17 protein-coding genes are annotated in these 23,964 nt (G+C 53.0%); 8 read left to right on the top strand and 9 right to left on the bottom strand.

Going from position 1 to position 23,964, the window contains the following annotated elements:
- Nucleotides 1-173: 173 nt before the first annotated feature.
- The 4 genes from uspE to J5224_RS16445 all read right to left on the bottom strand — a co-directional run bounded on the left by uspE (nt 174) and on the right by J5224_RS16445 (nt 4,633).
- Nucleotides 174-1,133 carry a universal stress protein UspE gene (gene uspE, locus J5224_RS16460; RefSeq protein WP_264626400.1) on the bottom strand — a complete coding sequence of 320 codons (960 nt, stop codon included), beginning with the start codon at nt 1,131-1,133 and terminating at the stop codon, nt 174-176.
- A gap of 120 nt (nt 1,134-1,253) precedes the next feature.
- Nucleotides 1,254-2,006, bottom strand: a complete 753-nt coding sequence (gene fnr, locus J5224_RS16455) for a fumarate/nitrate reduction transcriptional regulator Fnr (protein WP_264626399.1) — start codon at nt 2,004-2,006, stop codon at nt 1,254-1,256.
- A gap of 171 nt (nt 2,007-2,177) precedes the next feature.
- Nucleotides 2,178-2,723 carry a methylated-DNA--[protein]-cysteine S-methyltransferase gene (ogt, locus tag J5224_RS16450; protein ID WP_264626398.1) on the bottom strand — a complete coding sequence of 182 codons (546 nt, stop codon included), beginning with the start codon at nt 2,721-2,723 and terminating at the stop codon, nt 2,178-2,180.
- 290 nt (nt 2,724-3,013) lie between these two features.
- Nucleotides 3,014-4,633: a hypothetical protein gene (locus J5224_RS16445; protein ID WP_264626397.1), complete on the bottom strand. Its 1,620-nt coding sequence runs from the start codon at nt 4,631-4,633 to the stop codon at nt 3,014-3,016.
- 149 nt (nt 4,634-4,782) lie between these two features.
- Between J5224_RS16445 and J5224_RS16440 the strand changes: the two genes are divergently transcribed.
- The 4 genes from J5224_RS16440 to J5224_RS16425 all read left to right on the top strand — a co-directional run bounded on the left by J5224_RS16440 (nt 4,783) and on the right by J5224_RS16425 (nt 9,717).
- Nucleotides 4,783-6,072, top strand: coding sequence for a Gfo/Idh/MocA family oxidoreductase (locus tag J5224_RS16440; protein ID WP_264626396.1), 1,290 nt, complete (start codon nt 4,783-4,785; stop codon nt 6,070-6,072).
- 238 nt (nt 6,073-6,310) lie between these two features.
- On the top strand, nt 6,311-7,630 hold the full coding sequence (locus J5224_RS16435; RefSeq protein WP_264626395.1) for an ABC transporter substrate-binding protein: 1,320 nt from the start codon (nt 6,311-6,313) through the stop codon (nt 7,628-7,630).
- Nucleotides 7,631-7,909: 279 nt separating this feature from the next.
- Nucleotides 7,910-8,503 carry a HupE/UreJ family protein gene (locus tag J5224_RS16430; RefSeq protein ID WP_264626394.1) on the top strand — a complete coding sequence of 198 codons (594 nt, stop codon included), beginning with the start codon at nt 7,910-7,912 and terminating at the stop codon, nt 8,501-8,503.
- 122 nt (nt 8,504-8,625) lie between these two features.
- Nucleotides 8,626-9,717, top strand: a complete 1,092-nt coding sequence (locus J5224_RS16425; RefSeq protein WP_264626393.1) for a hypothetical protein — start codon at nt 8,626-8,628, stop codon at nt 9,715-9,717.
- 49 nt (nt 9,718-9,766) lie between these two features.
- Here J5224_RS16425 and J5224_RS16420 read toward each other — a convergent pair whose 3' ends face one another.
- The 4 genes from J5224_RS16420 to J5224_RS16405 form a co-directional block, all read right to left on the bottom strand.
- Nucleotides 9,767-12,256 carry a putative virulence factor gene (locus tag J5224_RS16420; protein WP_264626392.1) on the bottom strand — a complete coding sequence of 830 codons (2,490 nt, stop codon included), beginning with the start codon at nt 12,254-12,256 and terminating at the stop codon, nt 9,767-9,769.
- The gene (locus J5224_RS16415; RefSeq protein ID WP_264626391.1) at nt 12,253-15,240 is read right to left on the bottom strand and encodes a virulence factor SrfB; all 2,988 of its coding nucleotides are present in this window, start codon (nt 15,238-15,240) and stop codon (nt 12,253-12,255) included. The genes J5224_RS16420 and J5224_RS16415 overlap by 4 nt, the downstream gene beginning before the upstream one ends.
- Nucleotides 15,241-15,244: 4 nt before the next feature.
- The gene (locus J5224_RS16410) at nt 15,245-16,651 is read right to left on the bottom strand and encodes an SrfA family protein (protein ID WP_264626390.1); all 1,407 of its coding nucleotides are present in this window, start codon (nt 16,649-16,651) and stop codon (nt 15,245-15,247) included.
- A gap of 175 nt (nt 16,652-16,826) precedes the next feature.
- Nucleotides 16,827-17,915: an MBL fold metallo-hydrolase gene (locus J5224_RS16405; RefSeq protein ID WP_264626389.1), complete on the bottom strand. Its 1,089-nt coding sequence runs from the start codon at nt 17,913-17,915 to the stop codon at nt 16,827-16,829.
- Nucleotides 17,916-18,030: 115 nt separating this feature from the next.
- Here J5224_RS16405 and J5224_RS16400 point away from each other — a divergent pair, with 115 nt between their 5' ends.
- The 4 genes from J5224_RS16400 to J5224_RS16385 all read left to right on the top strand — a co-directional run bounded on the left by J5224_RS16400 (nt 18,031) and on the right by J5224_RS16385 (nt 22,920).
- The gene (locus J5224_RS16400; RefSeq protein ID WP_264626388.1) at nt 18,031-19,254 is read left to right on the top strand and encodes an MFS transporter; all 1,224 of its coding nucleotides are present in this window, start codon (nt 18,031-18,033) and stop codon (nt 19,252-19,254) included.
- A 322-nt stretch (nt 19,255-19,576) separates the two neighbouring features.
- Nucleotides 19,577-20,413: an N-acetylmuramoyl-L-alanine amidase gene (locus tag J5224_RS16395; protein ID WP_264626414.1), complete on the top strand. Its 837-nt coding sequence runs from the start codon at nt 19,577-19,579 to the stop codon at nt 20,411-20,413.
- Nucleotides 20,414-20,454: 41 nt separating this feature from the next.
- Entirely contained in the window at nt 20,455-21,744 is a 1,290-nt protein-coding gene (locus tag J5224_RS16390; RefSeq protein ID WP_264626387.1) for a glycoside hydrolase family 10 protein, read from the top strand.
- 138 nt (nt 21,745-21,882) lie between these two features.
- Nucleotides 21,883-22,920, top strand: coding sequence for an AI-2E family transporter (locus tag J5224_RS16385; protein WP_264626386.1), 1,038 nt, complete (start codon nt 21,883-21,885; stop codon nt 22,918-22,920).
- A gap of 6 nt (nt 22,921-22,926) precedes the next feature.
- Here the strand turns inward: J5224_RS16385 and hisN are convergent, their stop codons facing one another.
- The gene (gene hisN, locus J5224_RS16380; protein ID WP_264626385.1) at nt 22,927-23,715 is read right to left on the bottom strand and encodes a histidinol-phosphatase; all 789 of its coding nucleotides are present in this window, start codon (nt 23,713-23,715) and stop codon (nt 22,927-22,929) included.
- Between the last annotated feature and the right edge of the window lie 249 nt (nt 23,716-23,964).

Raw genomic sequence — 23,964 nt, 5'->3', positions numbered from 1 at the left:
GTGTTGACTCTTCTTACCTAAGACAAGCATAAACGAGAAAATGCGTTAAACCGTTTGGCAACATAAACGAGATGACGGCACAAGGTGTCCGGTGACGGTTGCTCGCGCATAAAAAAACGAAATCGGCCGTCAGGTCGATTTCGTCCAGAGAAGCAGATTATAACCTTGTGGCGCTAAGCTTTGGTATCCTCACCTTCGCCATCAAGGGTGACCGGGGAGACAAAATCATTGGGTTTGATGGCTAACAGGTCACATTTAAGGTGATCGATAACGTGTTCAACGGTGTTGCCGATAAAGGCCGCCGACAGTCCTGTACGTCCCAATGAGCCCAACACCACCACGCCCGCCTGTAAGTGCTCCGCCAGATCGGGGATAACATCTTCCGGTAGCCCTTTTTCGACATGCGTCAGGCGTTCGTCCAACGAAAATTTCTGGCGTAAGGATTTCATGGCAATCAAGTGCTGGCCACGAATAGCATCGTTATACACGCCGGGATCGAAATCCGGCAGTTCAATGGCAATATTGATGGGGGTAACCGGATAGGCACCGACCAGATGCACTTCGGTTTGATCGACCTGCTTGGCGAGGGCCAGCGCTTCAGACACCAGCTTAATGTTAAGCGGATCGTGGTAAGGATCTTCACTGGCGAGGTTAACGGCGACCAGTGCACGGCCATTGTCGGGCCAGGGTTGGTCTTTCACCATCCACATCGGACAGGGGCACTTACGCAGCAATTGCCAATCCAGCGGGGTAAAAATCACTGCCTCCAGCCTGTCGTGCTGGTGGGCCATTTTTAACACTAAATCGTGCTGGTGGGCGAGCACTTCCTGAATAATGGCGACATAGGGTTTATTGTGCCATACCACTTTGATATCGATAGGGATACCGGCTTCAATGTAGTAGGCACACTGTTCTGCAATCCATGCTTTTCGCTGTTCAATGACACCCTGGCGCATTTCCGTGCGTTCGTCTGGCGAGAGCACGGTGGTCATTTCGTAAGAGAAATCATAAATCGGCAGGAATGCCTTGATACGACCGCCTAACCGCTGAACCAGGTATGCTGCGCGTCGCAGCGCGGGTTGGTCATCCTGATTCGGGTCAATAGCTACCAGTAAGTTCTGATATGTTGCCATAGGTCCTCCTAACAGCTGTCACCTTACAGCCGGTAATTAAGAGTACCTCATGGGAATTGCTTTTAACAACTGGTGATGAGAGCCGGATCAATAAAATAAAAACAATGACCCGGCAATAGGTTAGGCTTTTGCGCGTGCGGTTCCGGCCAGTTCTGACAGGGCGTCAATATTCTCGATGGTGATGTATTTCCCTTTCACTGCCAGAATACCGCCTTTCTGGAAGCGGCCGAGCAAACGGCTGATGGTTTCCACGGTAAGCCCTAAGTAGTTACCGATATCGCCGCGCGTCATGGTCAGTCGGAACTCACGCGGAGAGAAACCGCGCTGGGCGAAACGGCGCGACAGGTTGTAGATAAACGCGGCCAGACGCTCTTCAGCGTTCTTTTTCGACAACAGCAGTATCATGTCTTGATCGCTACGAATTTCGCCGCTCATCAGACGCATCATCTGTTGGCGCAGATTCGGCATTTTGCCAGAAAGGTCGTCCAGCGTCTCGAAAGGGATTTCGCACACCATAGAGGTTTCCAACGCCTGCGCAAAGCTGGGATGCTGGGCATTGCCAATGGCATCAAAGCCGACCAGGTCGCCCGCCAAATGGAAACCGGTAATCTGCTCGTCACCCTGTTCGGTGATGGTGTAACTTTTGATGGTCCCAGAACGGATCGCGTAGAGTGATTTCAGTTCATCACCGGCTTTAAACAACGCTTGTCCCTTTTGGATCGGCTTCTTCCTTTCAATGATATTATCGAGCTGATCGAGCTCGTGCTCATTTAATGTAAAAGGAATGCACAGCTGGCTGATGCTGCAATCCTGACAATGGATTGCACAACCACCAGACTGAATGCGCCGAATAATTCGCTTTTCCGGGATCATAGACTTTGCTCAGTCGATAATTGATATCGGTCAATTTTAACAGCTTTTATCGGTGATGGTAAGTGTCGTCATTCGTATATCAAACGAATAAATAGGGGGCATAGCGTGTCATTAAAAGAAAAACGATAGCTGTCACACCGTTTTACGCAATATCAATGATCATGCGATATATCATAAATTACATAACGATAGCGCGCCCTGCTGTGCAATCGCTCCTTCATGTGCCAGTAGCCACGCTTTACGTTGCACTCCGCCGGCATAACCAGTCAATGCACCATTGGCACCAATAACGCGGTGGCAGGGGACGACGATACTGACAGGGTTGCTGCCATTCGCCATGCCGACTGCGCGGGATGCCGTGGGTGAGCCGAGGCGGGCCGCCAGCTCACCGTAGGTAATGGTCGTGCCACAAGGAATTTTACGCAGTTCCTGCCATACCCGCTGTTGAAACGGTGTACCGAGGCTGGCAACCGCAAGCGAATCGATCGCCTGCAAGTCCCCGGCAAAATAACGCGCGAGTGCTTGGGTTAATCCGCCTGGGTCGACCGCTTCTGTTAACTCGAAAGGATCATTTTTATAACGCCGAGCCAGCAGACGGTATAATCCCTCTTCATATTCTTTCCACTCCACCGCACGTAACCGCTGCTGTTCATCGGCGATAATCAATAAATCCCCGAGCGGTGTGGATAAGGTATCCAATAAAAAGCGTTGTGCCATGATTCAGGTCCCTCGATGCGGTATATCCCGTTGTTACCGCCATTATTGCCGACACCCTTGACGAATGAAAATAAATTGAGATCGTCATCACGTAAAACGACGGAAAAAGTGAATGACGTCACGTTTTAATGTCAGGGAAATGTGATGTAAATCACCTATAACCCGAAGCATTTGCGATAACTCTCACAACTTGGTGACATATTCCCTTTTCGCCGAATCTCCCTTTCAAAACAGCGTTTCACCCGATGAGTGCAACGCTTATGCTGACATCCATTCACTGAAACGGTCATTCAATTGGATGCGGGATGACGGCAAGATTCGGCGAGTTGGTGCAAACGCGCGGGTGCCATCAGCATGGGCAAAAAGTGCGGATAGTCGTACTGATGCTGCGCCAGCCAGTGATGCAATTTTTCAGCAAACGCTTGGGCGTCATTGCAGTGTTGTTCGCGGGCGCTGATGGTACCGCCGTAGCTTAGGGTAAAGAGCGCGTCGGCAATCAGTTGTTTTGCGTGGTCGTAGAGTTCGGTATACCACCAGGCACAATCCCAACTGGCGGCCAACCGTGCGCAGAGCGGCTCAGGTAGTAGTCTGGCGTGGTGAATTTCACGCGCGGATTGACGTAGATGATGGGCAAAGAAATGAGATTGCTGGCGTTCAAGGGCCACCAGCTCATATTGATGGCTTCCTAACTCACGGTCGTCTGTTGGGAATAGCGGTTGAAAAGCGTGAGTCCAGTTGGCGCTTCGGGTTTCTGCATGCAATAACGGAATAGCCTGTTCCAGGGTGTGGGGTAATTGACTATGGCGGTGCAACAAGCGTCCAAGGAAATACGGTGTCTTACACATCCAGTCATAGCTGTTGAAAAACAGCGATTGCACGCTATCAAGTCGTTTGCCTGCGGCATTGTTGCTGGTAACGGCGGTGGCATTGACAGCATGGTTGTCCTGCAACCAGCGTTGAAAAAGGGCCGCGGCATGAAGTTCACCGCCCTCTGCGTGGTTGATCAATTGCGCCAACCCGTACAGGTTGATTTCATTGATCGATTCCAACAGCGAACTGTTGCTGATCCACTCCCAGCTAATGCGGGCGCTGATGGCTTCCAGTTCATCGCCCGCCACGGCATGTGCCCAGCTCAAACGCCCCTGAATTTCGTCCACCAGCATACAGGGCAGCAGCGTCCAGCCGTAGTCGATGCCCCACAAATCGAATTCGATCCATTTTTTATTGCCGGGAAAAGACGTCAGTTCTGGATTATTGGCAAATCCAGGGCGGTAATCCATCGCCGTGGCTTTCATCGAGACGCGCACGTCATCCGGCAGGCTGCTCAGGGTGTTATGCAACTGGCGACGCGGCCAACTGTCATCAAGGTAATCGCGCAACACCAGTTTTTTACCGTGCAGGCGCAAAATGCGGTGCAGCACTTTCATGCTCTGTTTCCACTGCTCGGGATGAAATGTCGGGGTTTGCAGGCTGAGGATAAGCCCGCTGATGTCCGGCAGGGCGGCCAGCATCTCGTCCACGGTTTCACTGTAAAAACGCGTCAGAAACGAGGCGTTATTAGCGACAGCGTCATCGTCCAGAAAGAATTCAGGAAATTTTTGCTTGATTTTGGCGTCACCGGGAAAGGCTTCACCCTGGATCCACAGTTGAATATGGCGCGACTGGCAGTGGTGTGACACCCGTTGCAAGTAGCTTAAGGTACTTTCGCGTTCGTGATGCAGGTTTTCAATCCCGGGGTTTTTGTTATGCGCCGGCGGGCGCGCCAGTAACGCCAGGATATTTTGTTGATGCACGATCAGCCCGTTGAAGCGATAGCGGGCAATGAGGTCAATCACCTCGAGAAAATGCGGCCAGTGCCAGATCAATGGCGTGTTGACCTCCAACAAGCGTAAAGGGGGAAGCACATTCATCAGGTTACAGCGCTGTGGTTGTCATGCATGGTGCCAGCATAGCAAAGAGTCATGAAGCGTTGTCAATGAGCGCACGAGATATTGGTTAACGTGCTCGAAAAATGGCGACGGTACATTGCGTTAACGTCAGAAAAGAAGGAATGATACGAATGAAGAAAAAATATGCCGTTGTTGGCACCGGAGGGCGTGCCGGCCTTTATTTAACCTCAATCGCCAGGGATTACCAACAAACCAGCACCTTTGTCGCGTTTTGCGACACTAACCAAACGCGCATGCAGTATGCCAATAAAATGATTGGCGAGTGGGGACATGCGCCGGTGCCATGCTTCAGCGCTGACCAGTTTGAGACCATGATCGCCGAGTGCAAACCCGATATTGTGATTGTGACCTCCATCGATCGTACCCATCATCACTATATTATTCGGGCGATGGAGCTGGGCTGCGATGTGATCAGCGAAAAACCGATGACGATTGACGAAGAGAAATGTCAGGCCATCATCAACGCCATTGCCCGCACCGGACGCAAACTGCGCGTTACCTTCAACTATCGCTATGCGCCGCATCACAGCAAGATTCGTGAACTGATTGCTTCCGGTGTGATAGGCGATGTGTTCTCAGTGCACTTTGAATGGCTGCTGAATACGCAGCACGGCGCCGACTATTTCCGTCGCTGGCACCGCGACAAACGCAACAGCGGCGGGCTGTTGGTGCACAAATCTACCCACCATTTCGATCTGGTGAATTTCTGGCTGCACTCTGAACCGGAAACGGTCTATGCCCAGGGCGATTTACGCTTTTACGGCAAGGCCAACGCGGAAGCACGGGGCGTAACCGAATTCTATGCGCGTTCGCATAACAACGAAGCGGCCAAGGACGATCCGTTTGCCTTGAACATGAGTGAAAGCGCCCAACTCACGGCGTTGTATCTGGATGCCGAACATGAGGATGGCTACTACCGCGATAAGAGCGTATTTGATGACGGCATCAATATAGAAGACGTGATGGGCGTTATGGTGCGTTACAAAAATAAAGCGATCATGACCTACTCGCTCAATGCCTATCTGCCCTGGGAAGGGCTGAACGTAGTGTTCAACGGCAGCAAAGGGCGGTTGGAGATGAAGCTGGTTGAGAAATCGTATGTCAACGGCGGTGGGCAGAAAGAGGACGAAGGCGCACTGGATCAGTGTGAAATCACGGTTTATCCGATGTTTGACGCCCCCTACAAGGTGCCGGTGGTGTATCAGGCGGGTGGGCATGGCGGCGGCGATCTGGTGATGTTGAACGATCTGTTTGGCACGCCCGATCCCGATCCGCTACAGCGTGCGGCGGACTATCGCGACGGCGCGCGTTCTATCCTGACCGGGATTGCTGCTAACCGCTCGTTGCGACTGGAACAGCCGGTCAAAATTGCCGATCTTGCCGTTAAGCTGCCTGACTGACGGATACACTGGGCGGGGCGTCACCATCATGTCCTGCCCACAATAAACCTGCAAATAGTCATGGGAGGCCACCGAACACAAACTGCGAGTACCCTGCTGTCGCTTGCGAGGTGGACACACGGCCCAGCGCGACCCTACGTTTTTCGATGAAATCTATGTTTTTCGATGGAATAGAGTACCCACGATATTCTGCTGTGTGGGTGATACCAGCACAATGACTATAACTAAGGGTTCTATTATGACGAAAGTCTTGCATCGTATTCCTCGTATCCTACTGTTATGTGCCGCATTACCAATCAGCAGCGTTGCCGTTCATGCTGCCGATCCGGTTGAAGTTCGTATTTCCTGGTGGGGGGGCAATCAGCGTCATGAAGCTACCTTGGCCGCCATAAACGCCTTCCAAAAGGCGCACCCTGAGATCAAAGTGAAAGCCGAATATGCCGGTTGGGATGGTTACCTGTCGCGTCTGTCAACCCAGATGGCGGGTGGGCAAGAACCGGATGTGATCCGCATCGACTGGAACTGGTTGCCACAGTTTTCACGTAACGGTGATGGCTTTTACGATCTGTATAAACAGCGCGATGCGCTGGCGTTAACGGATTTCCCGCCCCAGTATCTGAAAACCGGTGAAGTGAAGGGCAAGCTGCAAGGAGTGCCGATTTCCATGACGTCACGTGGGTTTATCTATAACAAAGGCACGTGGGATAAAGCGGGGGTTGCCTACCCGAAAACCTGGGATGAACTGTTTGCGGCCGGGCCTGCCTTTAAAAAAGCGTTGGGTGACAATTTCTATCCCTTCGGCGTAGCACAGGGTTCTTCTGACGTGCTGGATATTCTGACGCTAGGGCGCGCCTACATGGCGCAGAAATATGGCATCGATATGATTGCCGAGAGTAAACAAAGCCTGGCTTATAATCGCGAGCAGGTGCGTGAACTGTTTGGCTTCTATAAAAAACTGGTGGATAACCATGTGATACCCGATCAGCGTTATTTCTCGTCGTTCGGTCGTACCAACGTCTATGAGATTCGTCCGTGGATCAACGGTGAAATGGGTGGCATGTATTTATGGGATTCTGCTATCTACACCTACGCCAGCAACATGCCAAAAGAGACGGTGCTGGAACCGGGGCCATACCCCATGCTGAGTAACGCCAAAGACTCAGCGATTAATACCAAGCCGTCTTCGCTGTTTGCGGTGGGTAAAAATACCAAATATCCCAAAGAATCTGCGATGCTGATCGGCTTCTTGTTGACTAACCCGGGAGGCATCAAGGCCTTAGCGTTACAAAACGGCATGCCGGCAAACCCGAAAGCGGTAACGCTGCTGGAACAAAGTGGGGTGATCACACCGACCAACCTGCTGGCGAATGCCTATAAGGCTGCGGCTGAACAACCAGCCACTCAGGTGCCCGTATCCCCTTACATGGAGAACCAGGAACTGGTGCAATTGTGGACCACCAGCGTTCAGCGCCTTGATTACGGTAAAGGGTCGCTTAATGAGGTCGCCGATGATTTCTATAGCAACGCCAACCGCATTTTGAAACGCGCTATCCGCTAAGCGCAATCTACGACACGTTTAAGGCGTTATATCAACAAACGGTATAACGCTTTTTTTATCTCACTGCATTGGTATCGATAAAATGACTCATTATCATTTATTCGATATTTAGCACTTTTAACCGTGGGTTATCTTACTTTTACCTCCATATTTATATTTACTGCGGTATTAAAAACCATAGTTCATACAAAATTAATTTAAATCATAATCTGATTGCTCTGCATTGGGTAAAACGGTTGCGTTGCTATCTGTCTTCCCAACCTGTTAATGGAATTGAAAATGAATAACCCAATGAAGGTACTGTTTACTGCTGCACTGTTTGCCTTGCCCGTTGCTGCCTTTGCTCATATCGGCGCTGATGATGGCGCCCACCATGTGACCGGTTTTATGCAGGGGTTTATCCACCCGCTTACCGGCCTCGATCACCTGTTTGCCATGACGCTGGTCGGTGTGTGGAGCGCTATGAATACCCAAAAATGGTGGCTGGCACCGATCTCGTTTGCCAGCCTATTGCTGGTGGGCGCACTGATTGGGATGGCGGGGCTGGTTGTGCCGGCCACTGAACATATTGTTGCGGCGTCGCTGCTGGTTCTGGGGCTAATGGTAGCCATGCAAATGAAGCTGTCAGCCGCCTCCGGCGCTGTGCTGGTCGGTGCTTTTGCGCTGTTTCACGGGCTGGCGCATGGCGCAGAGTTATCTCACTCATTCGCTGCCTTGTCGGGGATGGTGGTCGCGACGGCGCTGCTGCATATCGGTGGGCTGGCGTTGGGCTACGCCATGCTGGCGGCGAAACGCAGCGTGTGGTGGCCGCGCATCATCGGCGCGGGCTCTGCGCTGCTTGGCGTCGGGTTGCTGAGTGGCTTCTTTGCCTGAGTGTTTTTCTCGATGACGACACAAATTCCCACCGTCTGATGCGGTGGGATATCGGATTTTACAACGCGGGCTAACCCAGCAACTGTTATCGTGTAATTCACTGAATTCCACCGAATATCGCCATGTTGCCAACCGTGACTTCCGAATCTATCGCTCTGTTACCCCTTTATGCCCGCGATCGGCAGCCTGCTGCTTTGACGCCCGATGCAGTGATGAAGCAAACCCACCTCAGGCCGCATGAACACTTGATGTATCGTTTTCAGGATCGGTTCTTCTGGTGTGAGCATGAGGATGTCTCCTCACTGCGCAGTCGGGTGAGTTATATCAATACGCTGATTAATCATATCCGGCAGACGATGCCCAACCGGGAGCAACCGCTGACGCTGATTTCACTTGGCGCAGGAGGGTTGCTGATGGAGTCCTTTATTCATAGGCAGTTGCAAGGCTATGGGTATCAGGACATCCACTGGCGGGTTATCGATATCGAATACGGGCCTGATGGGACTCCATGTTGTCTGTCACACCGTGACAGTCTTGATGCCTTTGCCACATTAACGGCGGAAAAACTGGCTATTTACGCGTCGGATCAACGCTATTTCAATACCTTTACGGGCGGGAACGGTGGTGTTAACGACAGAGGACGCGGCGCTACTGTGCTGTTGGGTATTGATCCGCCTACCTCATCGTCACAGGCTTCAGGCATGGCGTGCTTCGATCCGAAACGCATGTCGGTCAAGGGCCGTCCCGTTGAGGATATCGCTGACGCCAATTGCCTCTACTTGATCGCCTGCGATCCTGAAGATAAAGCGCAGGTACACCATGCGATGGCGGCGCTGACACGTGGCGATCGCGTGGTAACGCTGAGTGGCATCATAAAATGCCACGTCAACAAATTCGGGCGTTGTGAGGTATTGTCGACGCAATCGCCAAGAAGCCAGATGATGAAAGCAGCCTGTGTACCGCTTCTGGAACAGGCAAAAGCCACGCAGGCGTCAACGTCGGCTTTCGAAATGACGTTATCCGATATCAAGCGTACCGTTGAGCGCTATGTCGCCGCGATGGCAGATGAAAATGATTTGTACTACGCCGTGAGCTGCGTGTCTGATTACGATGTCAGTCTGACACGACTGCGCGATTACATCATTGATAACTCGCACACATCATTATTCGCCACCATGGAGATGAACGCGACCCATATTGAAAACCACCCGTGAACGGCCTGATATGTAGATGTTGCCCCTGCTCAGCGCAGGGGCGGGGCACTTACTTTGCGCCAGAAGGGGTTGGTTTGAAAATTTGCAGAATGGCACCCAACTGTTTGCGCTGTTCGGCATCCAGTTCTCCACCGGCAGAATGCCCGGCATTTTGCAGAATCAAGGCATTCAACCCAACCAGCCAGTCATACACGTAAAATGCCGTATTATTGGTGGGAGTGAGTGACAATTTGGTTAATCGCTTGGCGGCCCCCCAACTGATGGCCTGTTTTTCCGGCTTGGCGAAGATTTTACGACCACGGTTGATGCGGCTTTCCGGGCGCTGTTCTTCGGGTATTTTCTGGAAACCTAACCAGGCGATATAATCGCCGAGCACCGTTAGGGCGCGAGAAACCTGGCTGTCAATTTCATTGTCTGTATAGGCGCTGGGGTGATCGTCCTGGTTCAGCGTTGCGTGCAGCGCCTGATTGATGCCTTGACGCAGACCGGCGGTGATGACTTCTTCCATCAGCATTTCCAACGTCGGTTTACCCAACCCGAGCAATTCGACCAGCGGTGCGTTGTCCGGCAGGTTGCGCATATGGTTTATCCAAAAGCGCAAGACCTGACTGGCAAAGGCCGCATTGGTATCCACATCACTCGGCGTTTGGGACTCATCGGCCTGTGTCACATTCAGCGGTGCGTCGCTGAATAAATCGATATCCATGCCGATGCCAAACGGATCGGCATGGGTCATGGCACTGGTATTATCCAGGGCGGGATGGGCGACATGGCTAACGCCAGATTGACGCTGCTGTTGGTAAAGGCGGCGTAACTCATCCCGCGTTGGCAACATGCGTTCCAGCAATTCACCGTGTACGCCCGGTCGCGTCTGGAGTGATTTCAACACCGATTCGGCCACTTTCTGCTTTCTCATCGCAGAAATTTCACTATCAGACTGATACCAGCCGCCGAGAATGTGCTCGAACAGTTCATTTTGCATGTCCTGCAACTGTTCTGACAGTCGTGCCAGCTTGTTTTCCCGTTTGACTTCGGTATTCAACCAGTTAGCCATACGTTTTACACCGCGATCGTCCGTTGCCAGCATGGTTCCCCAGGATTCCCCCGGATTACCCACGTAGCGTTGAACACCTTCATCGTAGTGTGTGTTGTGTATGACTCGTTGATCGAATTTGGTCACGGCCCAAATTAAGCCGGGTTTATGCTGACTGCGCTGCTGCGCGGTTTCACCTTGCGTCTGTTTCACCCAGTAGTCGAGCGCTTTGCCGACCGCTTTAACATCGGCGCGCCGATCGACCGCAGTGCAGATCATCAACAGATTGATGGCGTGCTGATCGGTGTACCGTTCCAGTAAATAGCTGGCCTTGGCTTGCAGCAGATTTTTTATCAGCACCGGGTAACGTTGCACAGCGCCGTGCTCGCGATCGCTACTGGAAGCGGCATGGACGTTGCTGAGTGGATTGAAGCCCGGAATATCCAGCAGATCGACTTGTTCAAACAGCGGCTCGCGCGTCGGTGACTGTAGCGTCACCACCAGTTCAACGGCGAGGAAAGCCAGCTCCGCCAGAGACAACTCAACCGGTTTGCTGGCCCGATTACTGATGACCGGACGCACATGCACGCTGGGATCGGAAGAAGTATTGAGATAGGCGACGGTTGACAGATTCATGATGCCATCGGTCGGCAGCAAAACGTCATCGACCAGCACGCTTAACGGTGCCAACACTTTATGGCTGTAATTCAGGCGCTGTAGCGTATGCGCAAACTGGCGATAGACTGCCGTGTACTCTTCTTTGCCTTGCCATAACACCGAGAATAGCCGCGCCCGATCGTCAATGGTCAATGCCGGGGTAAGGGCGATAGCGGCGGGCCAGAAGTGAGTTTCAAGCCATTTTTGCCGTTTACCATCGTGACGCGCCAGGCTGTCCCACAGGGCAATGACTTCGTCACTGCTGAATCCCGGGATTGTCTCTGGCTGACGATGCATCGCCAACAGCGCCATTTGCTCGATGAGTTGCTGTTCATCTTCGGCCAAGCTACGCAGAGATGGCGGTGTAACCGCCGTGGACAAATACGCCTGCGCCAGAATATTGACGATGTCCGCTTCGCTTAACAACAGCAATTGAACCGGGTAGGTGGCGTTTTTTACGCCTGGCTGACGGGTAAAGCGGGTGACCAGCCCGGCGAGCTGGCTTTCTGGATTGATATGTGCCTGATAATCCAGGGTGTGGCCGCCGAGATCGCTCTCCAATCGACCATTTTCACCCGCAGCCAACGCGGAAATCAGGTACGTTTTGCCCTCCTGCGCCTGACCGAACAGCCCAATGGCCATCTCCTTTCCTGCGCTGTCTGCCAGCCGTTGTGCTTTATTGCGATGACGACGCAGTTTGATGGTTAACGTATCGGCTTCCATCTCCAAACGCGGCGAACGGGAACGGTTAGTCTCAACCCACTCAATGGCTTGCTCAATGCCTTCTGATGCAGCAGTTAACTGCGTAGTTAACCGGGTCGAAAGTTGTTTTGGCGTCAGTGCTCTCATTTGCTGAATACGCTCCCGCTGTCGATCCAGTAGTGTGTTGCGCCACTCGCGCTGTCAGCCAGCGTGTTGAGCCGCAGCCGCAGATAGTGAAGCGGAACCTTACTGCCATCTTGCAGCGTGGCGTCGGCGATTTCGAAACGTTCTGGCGTAGGTTGCCCCGCCTCGCGCGCGACCGCCAGACGCAGATGCAGCACGCTGTCACCGGCAAGCTTGCGGGCCAGCGGCTGATCGATAATGGTCAATGTGTAAAGCGGCGTAGCGGGCCAGCGCTCGTTGTCCAATTGGCGGAAACCAAGGCCAATACCGCCGCGCACCGAGAAGTAGCCGCGTTTATCCAATTCAAAATCGGCGGCGTCCAGATCGATATCGCTGTAGTAGAGGTTATCCTGCGTTAACTGCTGGTTAGCATCGATCATGCCGAAATAGCGAATGGTGGAATAGGGTTCGAAATCCCCCGCTTTGAAATAAAAGCCCGGCAGGCGCAGGTCCAGTGCCAACAAACACAGCATGGCACCGACCGCTGCCGTGGATTTCGGGTTCTCGATGCGACCGAATTTATTAAACGGATACCAATCGCTGGTGTGGTAGCCATCCAGTGATACGATGCGGCTGATAGGCAACGGTTGAAGATAACGGAACAGTGCCTGTATGCCGGGGAAGCGCGACGGGCGGCCAGTAAGCAGCAACACATCACAATCATAGAGTGCTACCACCTCACACAGCGAACGCAAATTTTGCGTGATGCTGATGCGATTGGATAAGAACTCGCCGTGCAACTTGCTCAACCGAACGATGAGCGGCGTGTGCAGGATATCAAACGCGGCAGCCTCCTCCGGTTGCTCACGCTGGATTTCGCCGTTCAAATAGTCAAGCACCTTGCCGGTTGGGCGTTGCGGCAACAGTTCACCAAAACTGGCTTCCAGTTCGGCGCTCATGTCGAGCGGATCGAACCCTTCATAGGCTTCGAGAATGGCACGCCCAATCGGCATCAGGATTTGCAGGGTGGATTGCTGGCGCAGGGTCGATTGACCATCCATTCTGCCCGCGTTGCCAAACAGCTTGTCCATCAGGCTATCAGGCGTAGCGATCCCGGCTTTTTTCAGTGACGCGTGCAGCGCTGGCAGCACGTAGAGCTGGATCATATCCAGCAAGATATCGTCGCCCGCCACTTTGAAACCTTCGCGGAACATCAGCAACGGACTGATTTTGACGTTGCTGCCGATACTGTCATCCAGCGTGTATTGCGTCACCGCGAGATCGGTGGTGCCACCGCCGATATCAATCGATGCAACGCGCAGGGTTTGTCCCGGCTGCTCATCGGCGTCGCGCACCCGGTCTGGACGCGCCTGACTGGCAAAGAACGCTTTGGTATTACCACCAAAATTGACCTGACTTTCGTTGTAGAGATAGACCATCTGGCCGCAGGTGGCTTCATCCCATTCCATTTGCACGTCAGGTACGGGGAAGCGACTGGCGGCTTTCTCTTGTTCGGTATTGAAGCCGTCATCCGCCGGGTGCCATCCCATCGCTTTCCAGACCAGACCAATGGCTTGTTGCATGCGGCGGCGGAAAATTTCGCGCTCAGGTTTTGGCATGGCGGAGGGCAACGTCAGAATGATATTACGCAGGCGCCTGGGTGCGCTGTCATTCATCATTTTGGCGCGCTGTGCCGCGCTGTTCATCTGGCTTAATGCCTGCGCCAGTAATTCACACAGCATCAGCGTCATCAGCGAACTGCGGCTATATTGTGCGGAAAATACCGGAAGACGATCGTCGAACGGCACCGTAAACAGCGGCTGACCGTCATCATTGATCAAATGGGTGAACGGTGCGGCAATGGCGTGCGGTTCCAGCGCGGCATTGCCGACGGTTTTGCTAAACCGCCAACCGGGGGCGTAGCTCTCTTCATCCCACAGATAGCGGCGTGGGCTGGAGAGACCGCTGGCACCGTCTGTGCCGAGACGCGCCAACGCCATGCGGCTGGCTTCCCGGCCAACGCGCACGATGGAAGGCCAGAGGAAAGCGTCTTCGCGGCCACTTTCGAGCGAGAAATTGGGTTTGCCAAACTGCGCGTGCGCAAATTCAATGCGGCTTTCAAACATCTCATTGTAGATCTGATGCGGCTGTTCCAGATCGCGCAATTGCAGCTCATAGCTTTGACTGAGCCCGTTGTGCGCTTCTGGATGGTCTTCGACCAAAATGCCGCAGGTGTGTGAATTGCCCACATCCAGAATCAGATCAACGGCGATATCCGGCTCTTGTCGTGTGCCTGCAATCAGCGTGATTTCCGGGATCCGCAGTTGCTTGCCCAGCATATCCAGTAGGTTCAGATAGTGCGCCTGATACTCAAAACCTCGCAATGCGGTGCGCTGGTCAGCTTCACTGCGCTGTTCACGCTCGGTGGCATGCTGGGTAAAGACTTCACGCAGCCAGCCATCCACCCAGGTTAAATCGAGGAACTCACCCAACTCTTCACTGTGATACGCCAGCGTAAACTTCAAACCCGCAGTAATGTCGCTCTCGGTCGGGGCGAGCAGTTCGTTCTCCTCACCGTCAGGATAGACTTTGGTATCGAAAACGATGCATATACGGTGAGTATTACCGTCCTGATCCGGTCTTGGCAAAGCCACGACTTTCATGCGCGCCCAGTTATCCGGGCCACCGATAAAGGTACGCGGTGGGTTGAAGCGCATAAACGGCAGCGGCAGCCAGACATTACTCAATAGCAGCAGGGATTGGCCCAGCGAGAAGCTGGATTCTGGGCGTACCACTTCGGGCACCGCTCCCAGTGGGGCAGGCAGGAGATATTTGCCGTTCTCCTCATTAAGGATTAAGCGCAGTAGCGGGCCGTTTGCCGTCTTGCGAACGAACTTGCCCGGACCTTGCGCATCGATAGCCGGTTTAAGCGCAAAATCCAAAAATTGCAGACCGCTGTCCTGGATGAGGGTGATCTTTTGTTTATAGTCCGTAATCGTGGCCAGCATAGGGTTATTCGCTCTCACGCTTGAAAGTCAAAGGGATCAGGTTGTCGTCGTCATAACGGCCTGAGCACTCAGCCGGGCCGCTGGCCCCCTGAGAACAAACAATTTCTGGCATTTGATAGCGTGACCCATCGCTACAGCGGGCTTTCACCCGACTGTTGATAATCAGGTTGCCCGATTGCATCAAACCGGCAGTGACGTTGGCGCGGCAAGTGACGCCATCACCGTGAGTGAGGCGCACTGTACCCTGGCCATCCTTGAGTTGATAACGCAGGCTGGACGGTTTGCCAATGGTCGGGGTTTTGGTATCGGCCGTCACGCGCCAGGTGCCGTTCAGGAAATCGGTTTTTCCCAGCTTGACCGATAACAGCGGCATCACCAGCGCATTTTTGTCTACCGGTTTGGCCTCTTCCGGTTTGGCTTCTGCTACGACTGTCTCAACCGGTGGCGTGCTGGGAACTGGAGCGGGTTTCTGTGCCACCACGGGCGCGGTTTCTGGATGCGCCACCACAGGCGCTTTTTCTGCTTCTGGCGGTGTGTCAACGGCAACAGGCGGTGGCGCTATCGGTGTGGCGTTTTGTGCGACAACGTCAGCGTCTTTGGCTTTTTCTGTGGCTGGCAGCACGCGTTTTTCCGGCGTATGTGCGACCACCGGTTCGGCAGTGATTGGTTTACTGGGTACGCCAGCGCGGAATTGCCATACCAGCGCCCCCGCGAGTGCCACGCCCGGTGCAACCCACCACCAGCGACGCAATGCCGATTTCCCTTGTGGCGTCGGTGGAACGGGTGGGATTGCCACCTTGGGCACGTCATCAGCGTCGCTCTCCGGTTCAACCGGTAACGACGCCGTCTCCGCATAGACGGCGGCAGCGTTGGGTTGCGGAATAGGCGGGGCAATGGGATCAACCAGCGGTTGTGCCGTGATGACCGGCAAGGCTTCGCGCAGGCATTCTAAGGTGTCGGTTCGAGGTTTTTGGTCAAGATTAATAAAACCCCAAAAGGTGATGACGGGGCGGCCACCGACCAGATAAACGTAATTGGCGGCGGGAAATTGGAATGCCTTGGCGAGCAGGGCCCCAAATCGTTGCTGCGCCGCGCTGTCTGACGCTAATGCGCGTTCACTCAGCGCTGCAACGGTGGTCAGGCAGGTTTGCAACTGTTCCAGCGCCGCCTCCCGTTCCGCCTCGCCAGCGGCCATCCATGAGGTAACTTTTCCTTCGCCGGGAGCGTACCAATCGAGACGATCGCCCGTTTCATTAGGCTGCGGAATGGCCAGGCAGTCAGCGATCGTTTGTTGTCGCCGTAAACGCAGAGTTTCCCGCAATTGAAGAGCCGATGCATACACCGGTTGCCCATTTTCGCCCAGCGCAAAAAAATCGGCCAAACTTCCGCTGCGTAGTAATGATTTTGCCAAGAAAAAGACCTTATTAAATGGAAGGTTAAAATCTGAAATCAAATCAGTTTACTATAAAATGTACTTTAAACCGGAAATGGCGATGTCAAACGGATAAAGAAACGACAAAACCACTAAATATTTGACCTATCAACGCCGTTTCTTGGGTTTATCAGCGCATAGGGGCGGTTTTTTTCTATGGGCTATCGTTTTCCGTGTATACGGTGCCTCGCGATGCTGGCGGGAGGAGGGGCGACGTCTTCTCGGGCACAAAGGGCATCCACCACAGCGGAGGCGTCGATATTGAATGACTGTCCACCACTTCCCCCAGACGCGGGCAAAGCACCTGAATGCCGTTTTGTGTGGCCAACGGCTGACTGCGCTGTACCGGCTCGGTCCAATGGTGCAATGACAGCGTAAACATGCCCCAATGAATCGGCATAAAAGTACGTGGCGCCAGATCGCGTACCGCTTGAATGGTTTGTTCCGGTGTCATGTGGGAATCGGGCCAGCGTCGGTTGTATTGACCATTCTCGACAAAAGCCAGATCGATAGGACCAAACCGCTCTCGGATTGCCGTGAAGTGATCATCGTAGGCAGAATCTCCGCTGTAATACAGCGTTTCATGCGGGCTTTGCAGCACCCAGGAGCACCAGAGCGTGCGGTTATGATCGAAGGGGGTGCGACCGGAGGCATGACGCGCTGGCGTCGCTGTCAATGTCAGCGCCTTCCACGTGCATCCCTCATACCAATCTCGCTCAGTAATGCGTTCTGCGGCGATCCCCCATTTTTGCAGGATTTTCCCCATGCCGAGCGGGGTAAAAAAGTGGGTTTTCTTATCACGGAAAAAATCGATGGTTACGCGGTCCAGATGATCGTAATGATTGTGTGAAAGCACGATCGCATCGATGGCAGGTAACGCTTCCATCGGGACCACGGGCGGTTGAAAGCGTTTGATGCGAAAAGGAAAGGGGGCTGCGGACGCGGAAAATACCGGATCGATCAGCACCGTGACACCTGCCATGTTCAGTAACAGGCTGGAGTGACCAAACCAGATAACGCGGGTCTTACTGTCAGGCCTGAGAAACTCCCGCCAATTCGGCGTCACTTCTGGCAAACGCTGCTCCGGCATACGGGATCGTGCAGTAAACAGCAGGCGTCGGAGTACCGAAAGCCGTTCGCGCCAGCCCATATGCAGGTATACGCTGGGGCGCACGTTGTGAAAACGCTGGTCAGCCGCAGAATAGTGGGCAGGCGTGGCGTTCGATATCGCCTTTTCGGTCATGGTATCACTCCGCCTTAAGGTGAAATTGTGCTGTCTGCATAAAAAAGCTACATGACAGCGTCAAGCGTGTTTAGTATGCTAAACAAACCGTGATTAACGATGACATAACAATATCATGATTTTATCTCAGGTAAGACAGGGTGCGTTATCCAGTAATAAGTTATTGCTCATTTGTGGCACCGGCTGGCTGTTTGATGCCATGGATGTCGGGCTATTGTCCTTTGTTCTGGCGGCGCTAAAGCTGGAGTGGGGACTGTCCGCCGCGCAGTTAGGGCTGATCGGCAGTGTCAACTCCATTGGCATGGCGGTTGGCGCATTTGTTTTCGGACTTTATGCCGATCGTAAAGGACGAAAATCCGCCTTTATGATCACGCTGTTGATGTTTAGCATCGCCAGCGGATTAAGCGCTTTTGCCTGGGGGTTCGGCAGCCTGCTGGTGTTGCGCTTCTTTATCGGCATGGGTTTAGGCGGTGAACTGCCAGTGGCATCAACGCTGGTGAGTGAAAGTGTGGCCCCGGAAGTGCGAGGACGCGTGGTGGTCCTGCTTGAAAGCTTTTGGGCCGTGGGCTGGTTGCTGGCTGCGTTAATCGCCTATTTTCTTATCCCCTTGCCGAGCGTCGGCTGGCGCGGTGCCATGATCCTGTGTGCGTTGCCCGCCTTCTACGCACTGTACTTGCGTTTTCGTTTGCCGGATTCGCCGCACTATCTGCAACTGAGTCAGAAAGAGAAAAAAAGCGCTTTTCGCCACAAGATCGCCGCACTGTGGGCTCCTGAACAGCGGCGTGCCAGCGTGATGTTGTGGATTGTCTGGTTTTGCGTGGTGTTCTCCTATTACGGCATGTTCCTGTGGTTGCCGAGTGTGATGATGCTCAAAGGGTTTGATATGGTGAAAAGTTTCGGTTACGTGCTGGTGATGACGCTGGCACAGTTACCCGGTTATTTTACCGTTGCCTGGCTGATTGAACGCGCAGGGAGAAAAATCGTGCTGGTGGTCTATTTGTTGGGAACGTTGGTCAGCGCCTATTTCTTTGGCATCGCTACCAGTACGCCACAACTTCTGCTCTCTGGCTCACTGCTGTCGTTTTTTAACCTCGGGGCCTGGGGCGCGCTGTATGCCTACACGCCAGAACAATACGCGACAGCCATTCGCGCTACCGGTGCAGGAATGGCCGCGGCAGTGGGGCGTATCGGTGGCATCTTTGGTCCGTTATTGGTTGGTGCCTTGGTGGCAAGCGCAGTGCCTATTGGCGGCATTTTTGCCTTGTTTAGCCTGGCACTACTGCTGGCTGTCTTTGCTATCATGCTGCTGGGAAAAGAAACGCGACAGCGTGCACTCTAGCATCGAATAAAATGACGGGGGCCGGGCGGCTCCCGTTTTTTTATGTCTGTCTTACAGAAACGTTTCATGCAATAGGGTTAACTTTTAAGGTGACAATGTCACTTTTTAGTGCTGAAAAGAGTAATTAATCCTTGGAAATGCTATAAAACGATTAAATAACGCAATGGTTTAGCGATGATTTAATAGTAACCGCGTAATCATTAATAGAACAAATCGCCTATTTAGTGGCTTATTGTGATGTTTATTGCTGTTAATGATCGCCAAGGAGGTGAATTTTTCTATGGTATTCAATTCTGTTTCGTCAACTACTCGCCCACACTGGCTGAAATTGCTCACCGTGGGAGGGCTCGCATTGATTGTTGCCGGATGTACTACGCCGCGCTCAACGTTAGTCGATCGCGGCGATTACATCGTAGATACCACGCATCCGGCTAAAGGCCAGAATGAGCGTGTCCGATTTCTGATTTTACATTACACCGCGCTGAATGATGCGCGTTCGCTAGAGGTGTTAACCCAGGGGCAGGTCAGCGCACATTATCTGGTTGCGAAAAATCCACCGCTGCGCAATAACAAACCCGTCGTGATGCAACTGGTTCCAGAAGATATGAGAGCCTGGCATGCGGGTGTCAGTAGTTGGAATGGCCGGATAAATCTCAATGACTCTTCGGTGGGCATTGAAATTGTTAACCTCGGGTTTACCGATAACATGCTTGGCGTTCGTACCTGGTATCCTTACAATGAAATGCAAATCACCGCGCTTGCTGCGCTGACCAAAGACATTATCAAGCGTAACAACATCACGCCGGATAATGTGCTGGCGCACAGCGATATTGCACCGCTGCGCAAACAGGATCCTGGAAAATTGTTCCCCTGGAAGCGGTTTGCGGATATGGGGGTGGGGGCCTGGCCTGATGATGCTACGGTGAACAAGTATCTGGCCGGACGGCAGCCGAGTGCGCCGACGGACGTGCTGACGATTCAGAAAACATTGCGTCAATATGGTTATGATAAAATTCCACAAAACGGTGAGCTTGATAAAGAAACGCGGTTGACCATTAGCGCGTTTCAGATGCATTTCCGCCCGTCGGATATCGAAGGCAATGCTGATGCGCAAACGGAGGCCATTGCCAAAGCGCTGGTGGAAAAATACCGAACCTGAACCCCTGATTGCCCTTTCGACTGCCAAGGAATTGCCCAAACATGCTGAGTTATCGACGTCGTTTTTTTCTGCTGTGTTTGGTGTGTGGTGTGCTTGGGTGCAGTAGTAAGGGGAAAATCATTCCTCCCGCCGTGGTTGAGCCTCCCGTTCGCGTCTCTCCGGCTGCGCCGGAGAACGTAAAGGGCGTTTGGCTGACCACGCTTTCTGGCCTTGACTGGCCGACACCCGCGTCGAGTGATGAACTGTCCGATGAGCGCCGTATTGCGTTACAAAAACAGGCGCTGATCGACAAGCTGGATAATCTGGTCAACCTGGGTGTTAACACGGTCTTTTTTCAGGTAAAACCGGATGGCACAGCGCTATATCGCTCGGCGTTACTGCCGTGGTCTGATGTATTAACCGGCGTGGTGGGCAAAGATCCCGGTTACGATCCTTTAGCCTTCATGTTGGCTGAAGGACATAAACGCGGACTACGCATTCACGCCTGGCTTAATCCCTACCGTGTGACCAGTAATACCCAGCCGAAAACGGTGACCGCGCTGCGGCATACCCTTGGTGCTTCTCCTTCCAGTGTCTATGCCCTGCACCCAGAGTGGATACGGACAGCAAGCGATCGGTTTGTGTTGGATCCTGGTATTCCTGAAGTGCGTCAGTGGATCACCAATGTGGTGGTGGAATTGATCAACAACTATGCGGTGGATGGCATCCACTTTGATGATTATTTCTACTACGAAACGCCAGCTTCGCGTTTGCAAGATGATGCTACCTATCGGCAGTATGGACAGGGATTTGCCACCAAAGGGGACTGGCGGCGTAATAATACCTTGCTATTGATTGAACAAATATCGATGGCGATCAAAGCGGTTAAGCCGCAGGTTGAGTTTGGCGTTAGCCCTGCGGGCGTGTGGCGCAACGCAGAAAATGATGCCCGCGGTTCTAATACGCGCGGCGGCGCGGCCTATGATATCGCTTATGCGGACACCCGGTTGTGGGTCGAACGCGGTTTGATTGACTACATCATCCCGCAAATCTACTGGCCTTTTTCACGAGAAATCGTCCGTTATGACACACTGGTAAAATGGTGGGCGGATGTGGTAAAGCCAACAAAAACGCGTCTTTATATTGGTGTTGCATTGTATAAAGTCGGTGTGCCTGCACAAAAGGAACCTGATTGGGCGCGAGATGGCGGCGTGCCTGAGCTGCGGCGACAGTTGTCGCTCAATGAATCGCTGCCGGAAGTGAAAGGCAGCGTGCTCTTTCGTGAAGGTTTTCTCCATCAACCTCAAACGGTACCCGCGGTGGATTACCTCAGAACGCACTGGGGTAAATAACGGTTAAAACGACGTTGCGGTGAAAAGCCGCTATATTTTTTGTTGAAGAACAGACATTCCGACGCGCATTTTCAAAAAAGGATTTTACTGCGTGCGGCAGGATTTAAACGTCGTGTTACAACCCCTAAGCAGGCCACCATGAAAACACCTGTATTTTCCGATGATATGTTGCTGAACCGCATGTTGCTTCTAGCCGCATTGGCTATCGTCATGATGGGGATCCATCTGGCGGCATCCATCCTCTCCATTATCCTGCTTTCCCTGTTTTTGGCTATCGTGCTTGAGCCAGCGGTAGCACTGTTGTGTCGTACTCGCTTGCCACGCCCTCTGATCGTGGTGTTGCTGGGTGGCGTCCTGTTGATGCTGTTGGTTTACGTCCTGCTGAGGATGGTGGCGGCATTGCCCGAGTTAAATCAAATGAGTCTGCAAATGCGTAGCTTGCTGACGCGTCAGCTTACCATTGGCATGGCGCCGTTGCAGGACTTGGGGCTAACGCTATCGCCGGAAGCGGCAATGTCGCTGATTGACCCGGGGCAATTCCTTGGGCTGATCACCCGCATGCTAAGTCATGTATCCAGCTTTTTTTCATCGGCATTGGTGGTGTTTCTGACGGTTATTTTCATGCTGATTGAGGTGCCGGTATTAGTAGAGAAAATCCAGCGGTTGTTTCGCGCGGAATCGTCTGGCATGAACGCTGTGCGCCGTGGCATCGACAGTGTAACGCAGTATCTGATGCTCAAAACGCTGATGAGCGTGTTAAACGGCGTAGCAATCTGGGTATTGTTAACCATTTTGCAGGTTAAATTTGCCTTTATTTGGGCCGTATTGGCCTTTTTGTTGAATTTTATTCCCGTGCTGGGATCTATTCTGGCTGCCGTGCCGCCTATCATTCAGGCGTTTGCTTTTAACGGTATGAGTACCGGTATGGCGGCGCTAGCGGCATTTCTGGTCATCAACTTGATATTAGGCTGGGTTGTTGATCCGTATCTGTGTGGTCGGAAACTGAACATTGCCACCAGTGTGGTCTTGATTTCACTGTTGGTGTGGCAGGGATTGTTGGGGCTGATCGGTATTTTGTTGGCGGTGCCGCTAACCATGACCCTAAAGCTGATTATCGAACAGGTTGATGGCGGCGCGCGCTGGGCGCGCCTGCTGGAAGGCGGGAAGGAGCACTAACGCGGGTCAGCCATTGAGTATGGCTAATGCCTGCTGGTGAAGCTGCGGATCGCCTGACGCGACAATATTCCCACCGCCTTCAGGACGTCCGCCATCAAGGGTTGTCACGATGCCGCCTGCCTGCTCAATAATGGGGATCAGCGCGGCAATATCGTAAGGTTGCAGGCCATATTCCACGCAGATATCGATGTGACCGGCAGCCAACATGGCCATGGCATAGCACTCTCCGCCATAACGAGTCATCAGAGTGTGCTGCGTCAGTGCCTGAAAATGTACTGTAGGGTGACTCGGAATGGGTTCGGGGGATGTAGTGTGCAGGATAGCTTGTGTCAGCGGTAGATTTTTACGCGTTTGCAACGCCTGTTCACCGTAGGGACCCCGATACCATGACTGAATCCCATCGGCCCAAAAGCGCTCTTTTGTAAAAGGTTGACTCATCATTCCCATAACGGCGCGCCCGTTATGCAGTAGGCCCATCAGCGTCCCCCACACGGGAATGCCGCACAGAAAAGGGCGGGTACCGTCAACCGGGTCCAATATCCATTGAATGTCACCACCGCCAACAGCGCCAAATTCCTCGCCTAAAATCGCATGTTCAGGGTAGTGCGCGCTAATCAGTGCGCGAATGGCGCGCTCGGCTTCTCGATCGGCATCGGTCACCGGGTCGAAGCGAAAACCTTCCTTGGGTTTAGTTCCAATATGAAGATTTTGCGCTGAACGATAGCGAGGGAGGGTCTGCTCTGCAGCGGCATCGGCGAGCGTGTGAAAAAAAGCAATATCAGGTAAGTTAGGCATAACGATGTCCCTTCTAATGCGTTTCTGGTATCAGTAATCCCGCGGCTTATTCAGCAACGCGCTCTTCTGTCGGTATTCACGTTCACGCGTTTGCGCTATCCTGACACCATGAACATGGTGGTCTTCACAACGGATGCTAACAATAACGTTATCATTCAGATAAAGGAATAACATGCAGTACGTACCCATCACGCCGGACGCGGAAAGCGCCCATTTTCATTCCGGGCCTGCACACTATGATGTGATCTC

This window comes from Candidatus Symbiopectobacterium sp. NZEC135, from assembly GCF_025962695.1.
The sequence above is the reverse complement of the archived record's forward strand: the minus strand, read 5'-3'. Positions and strand labels throughout refer to the sequence as shown.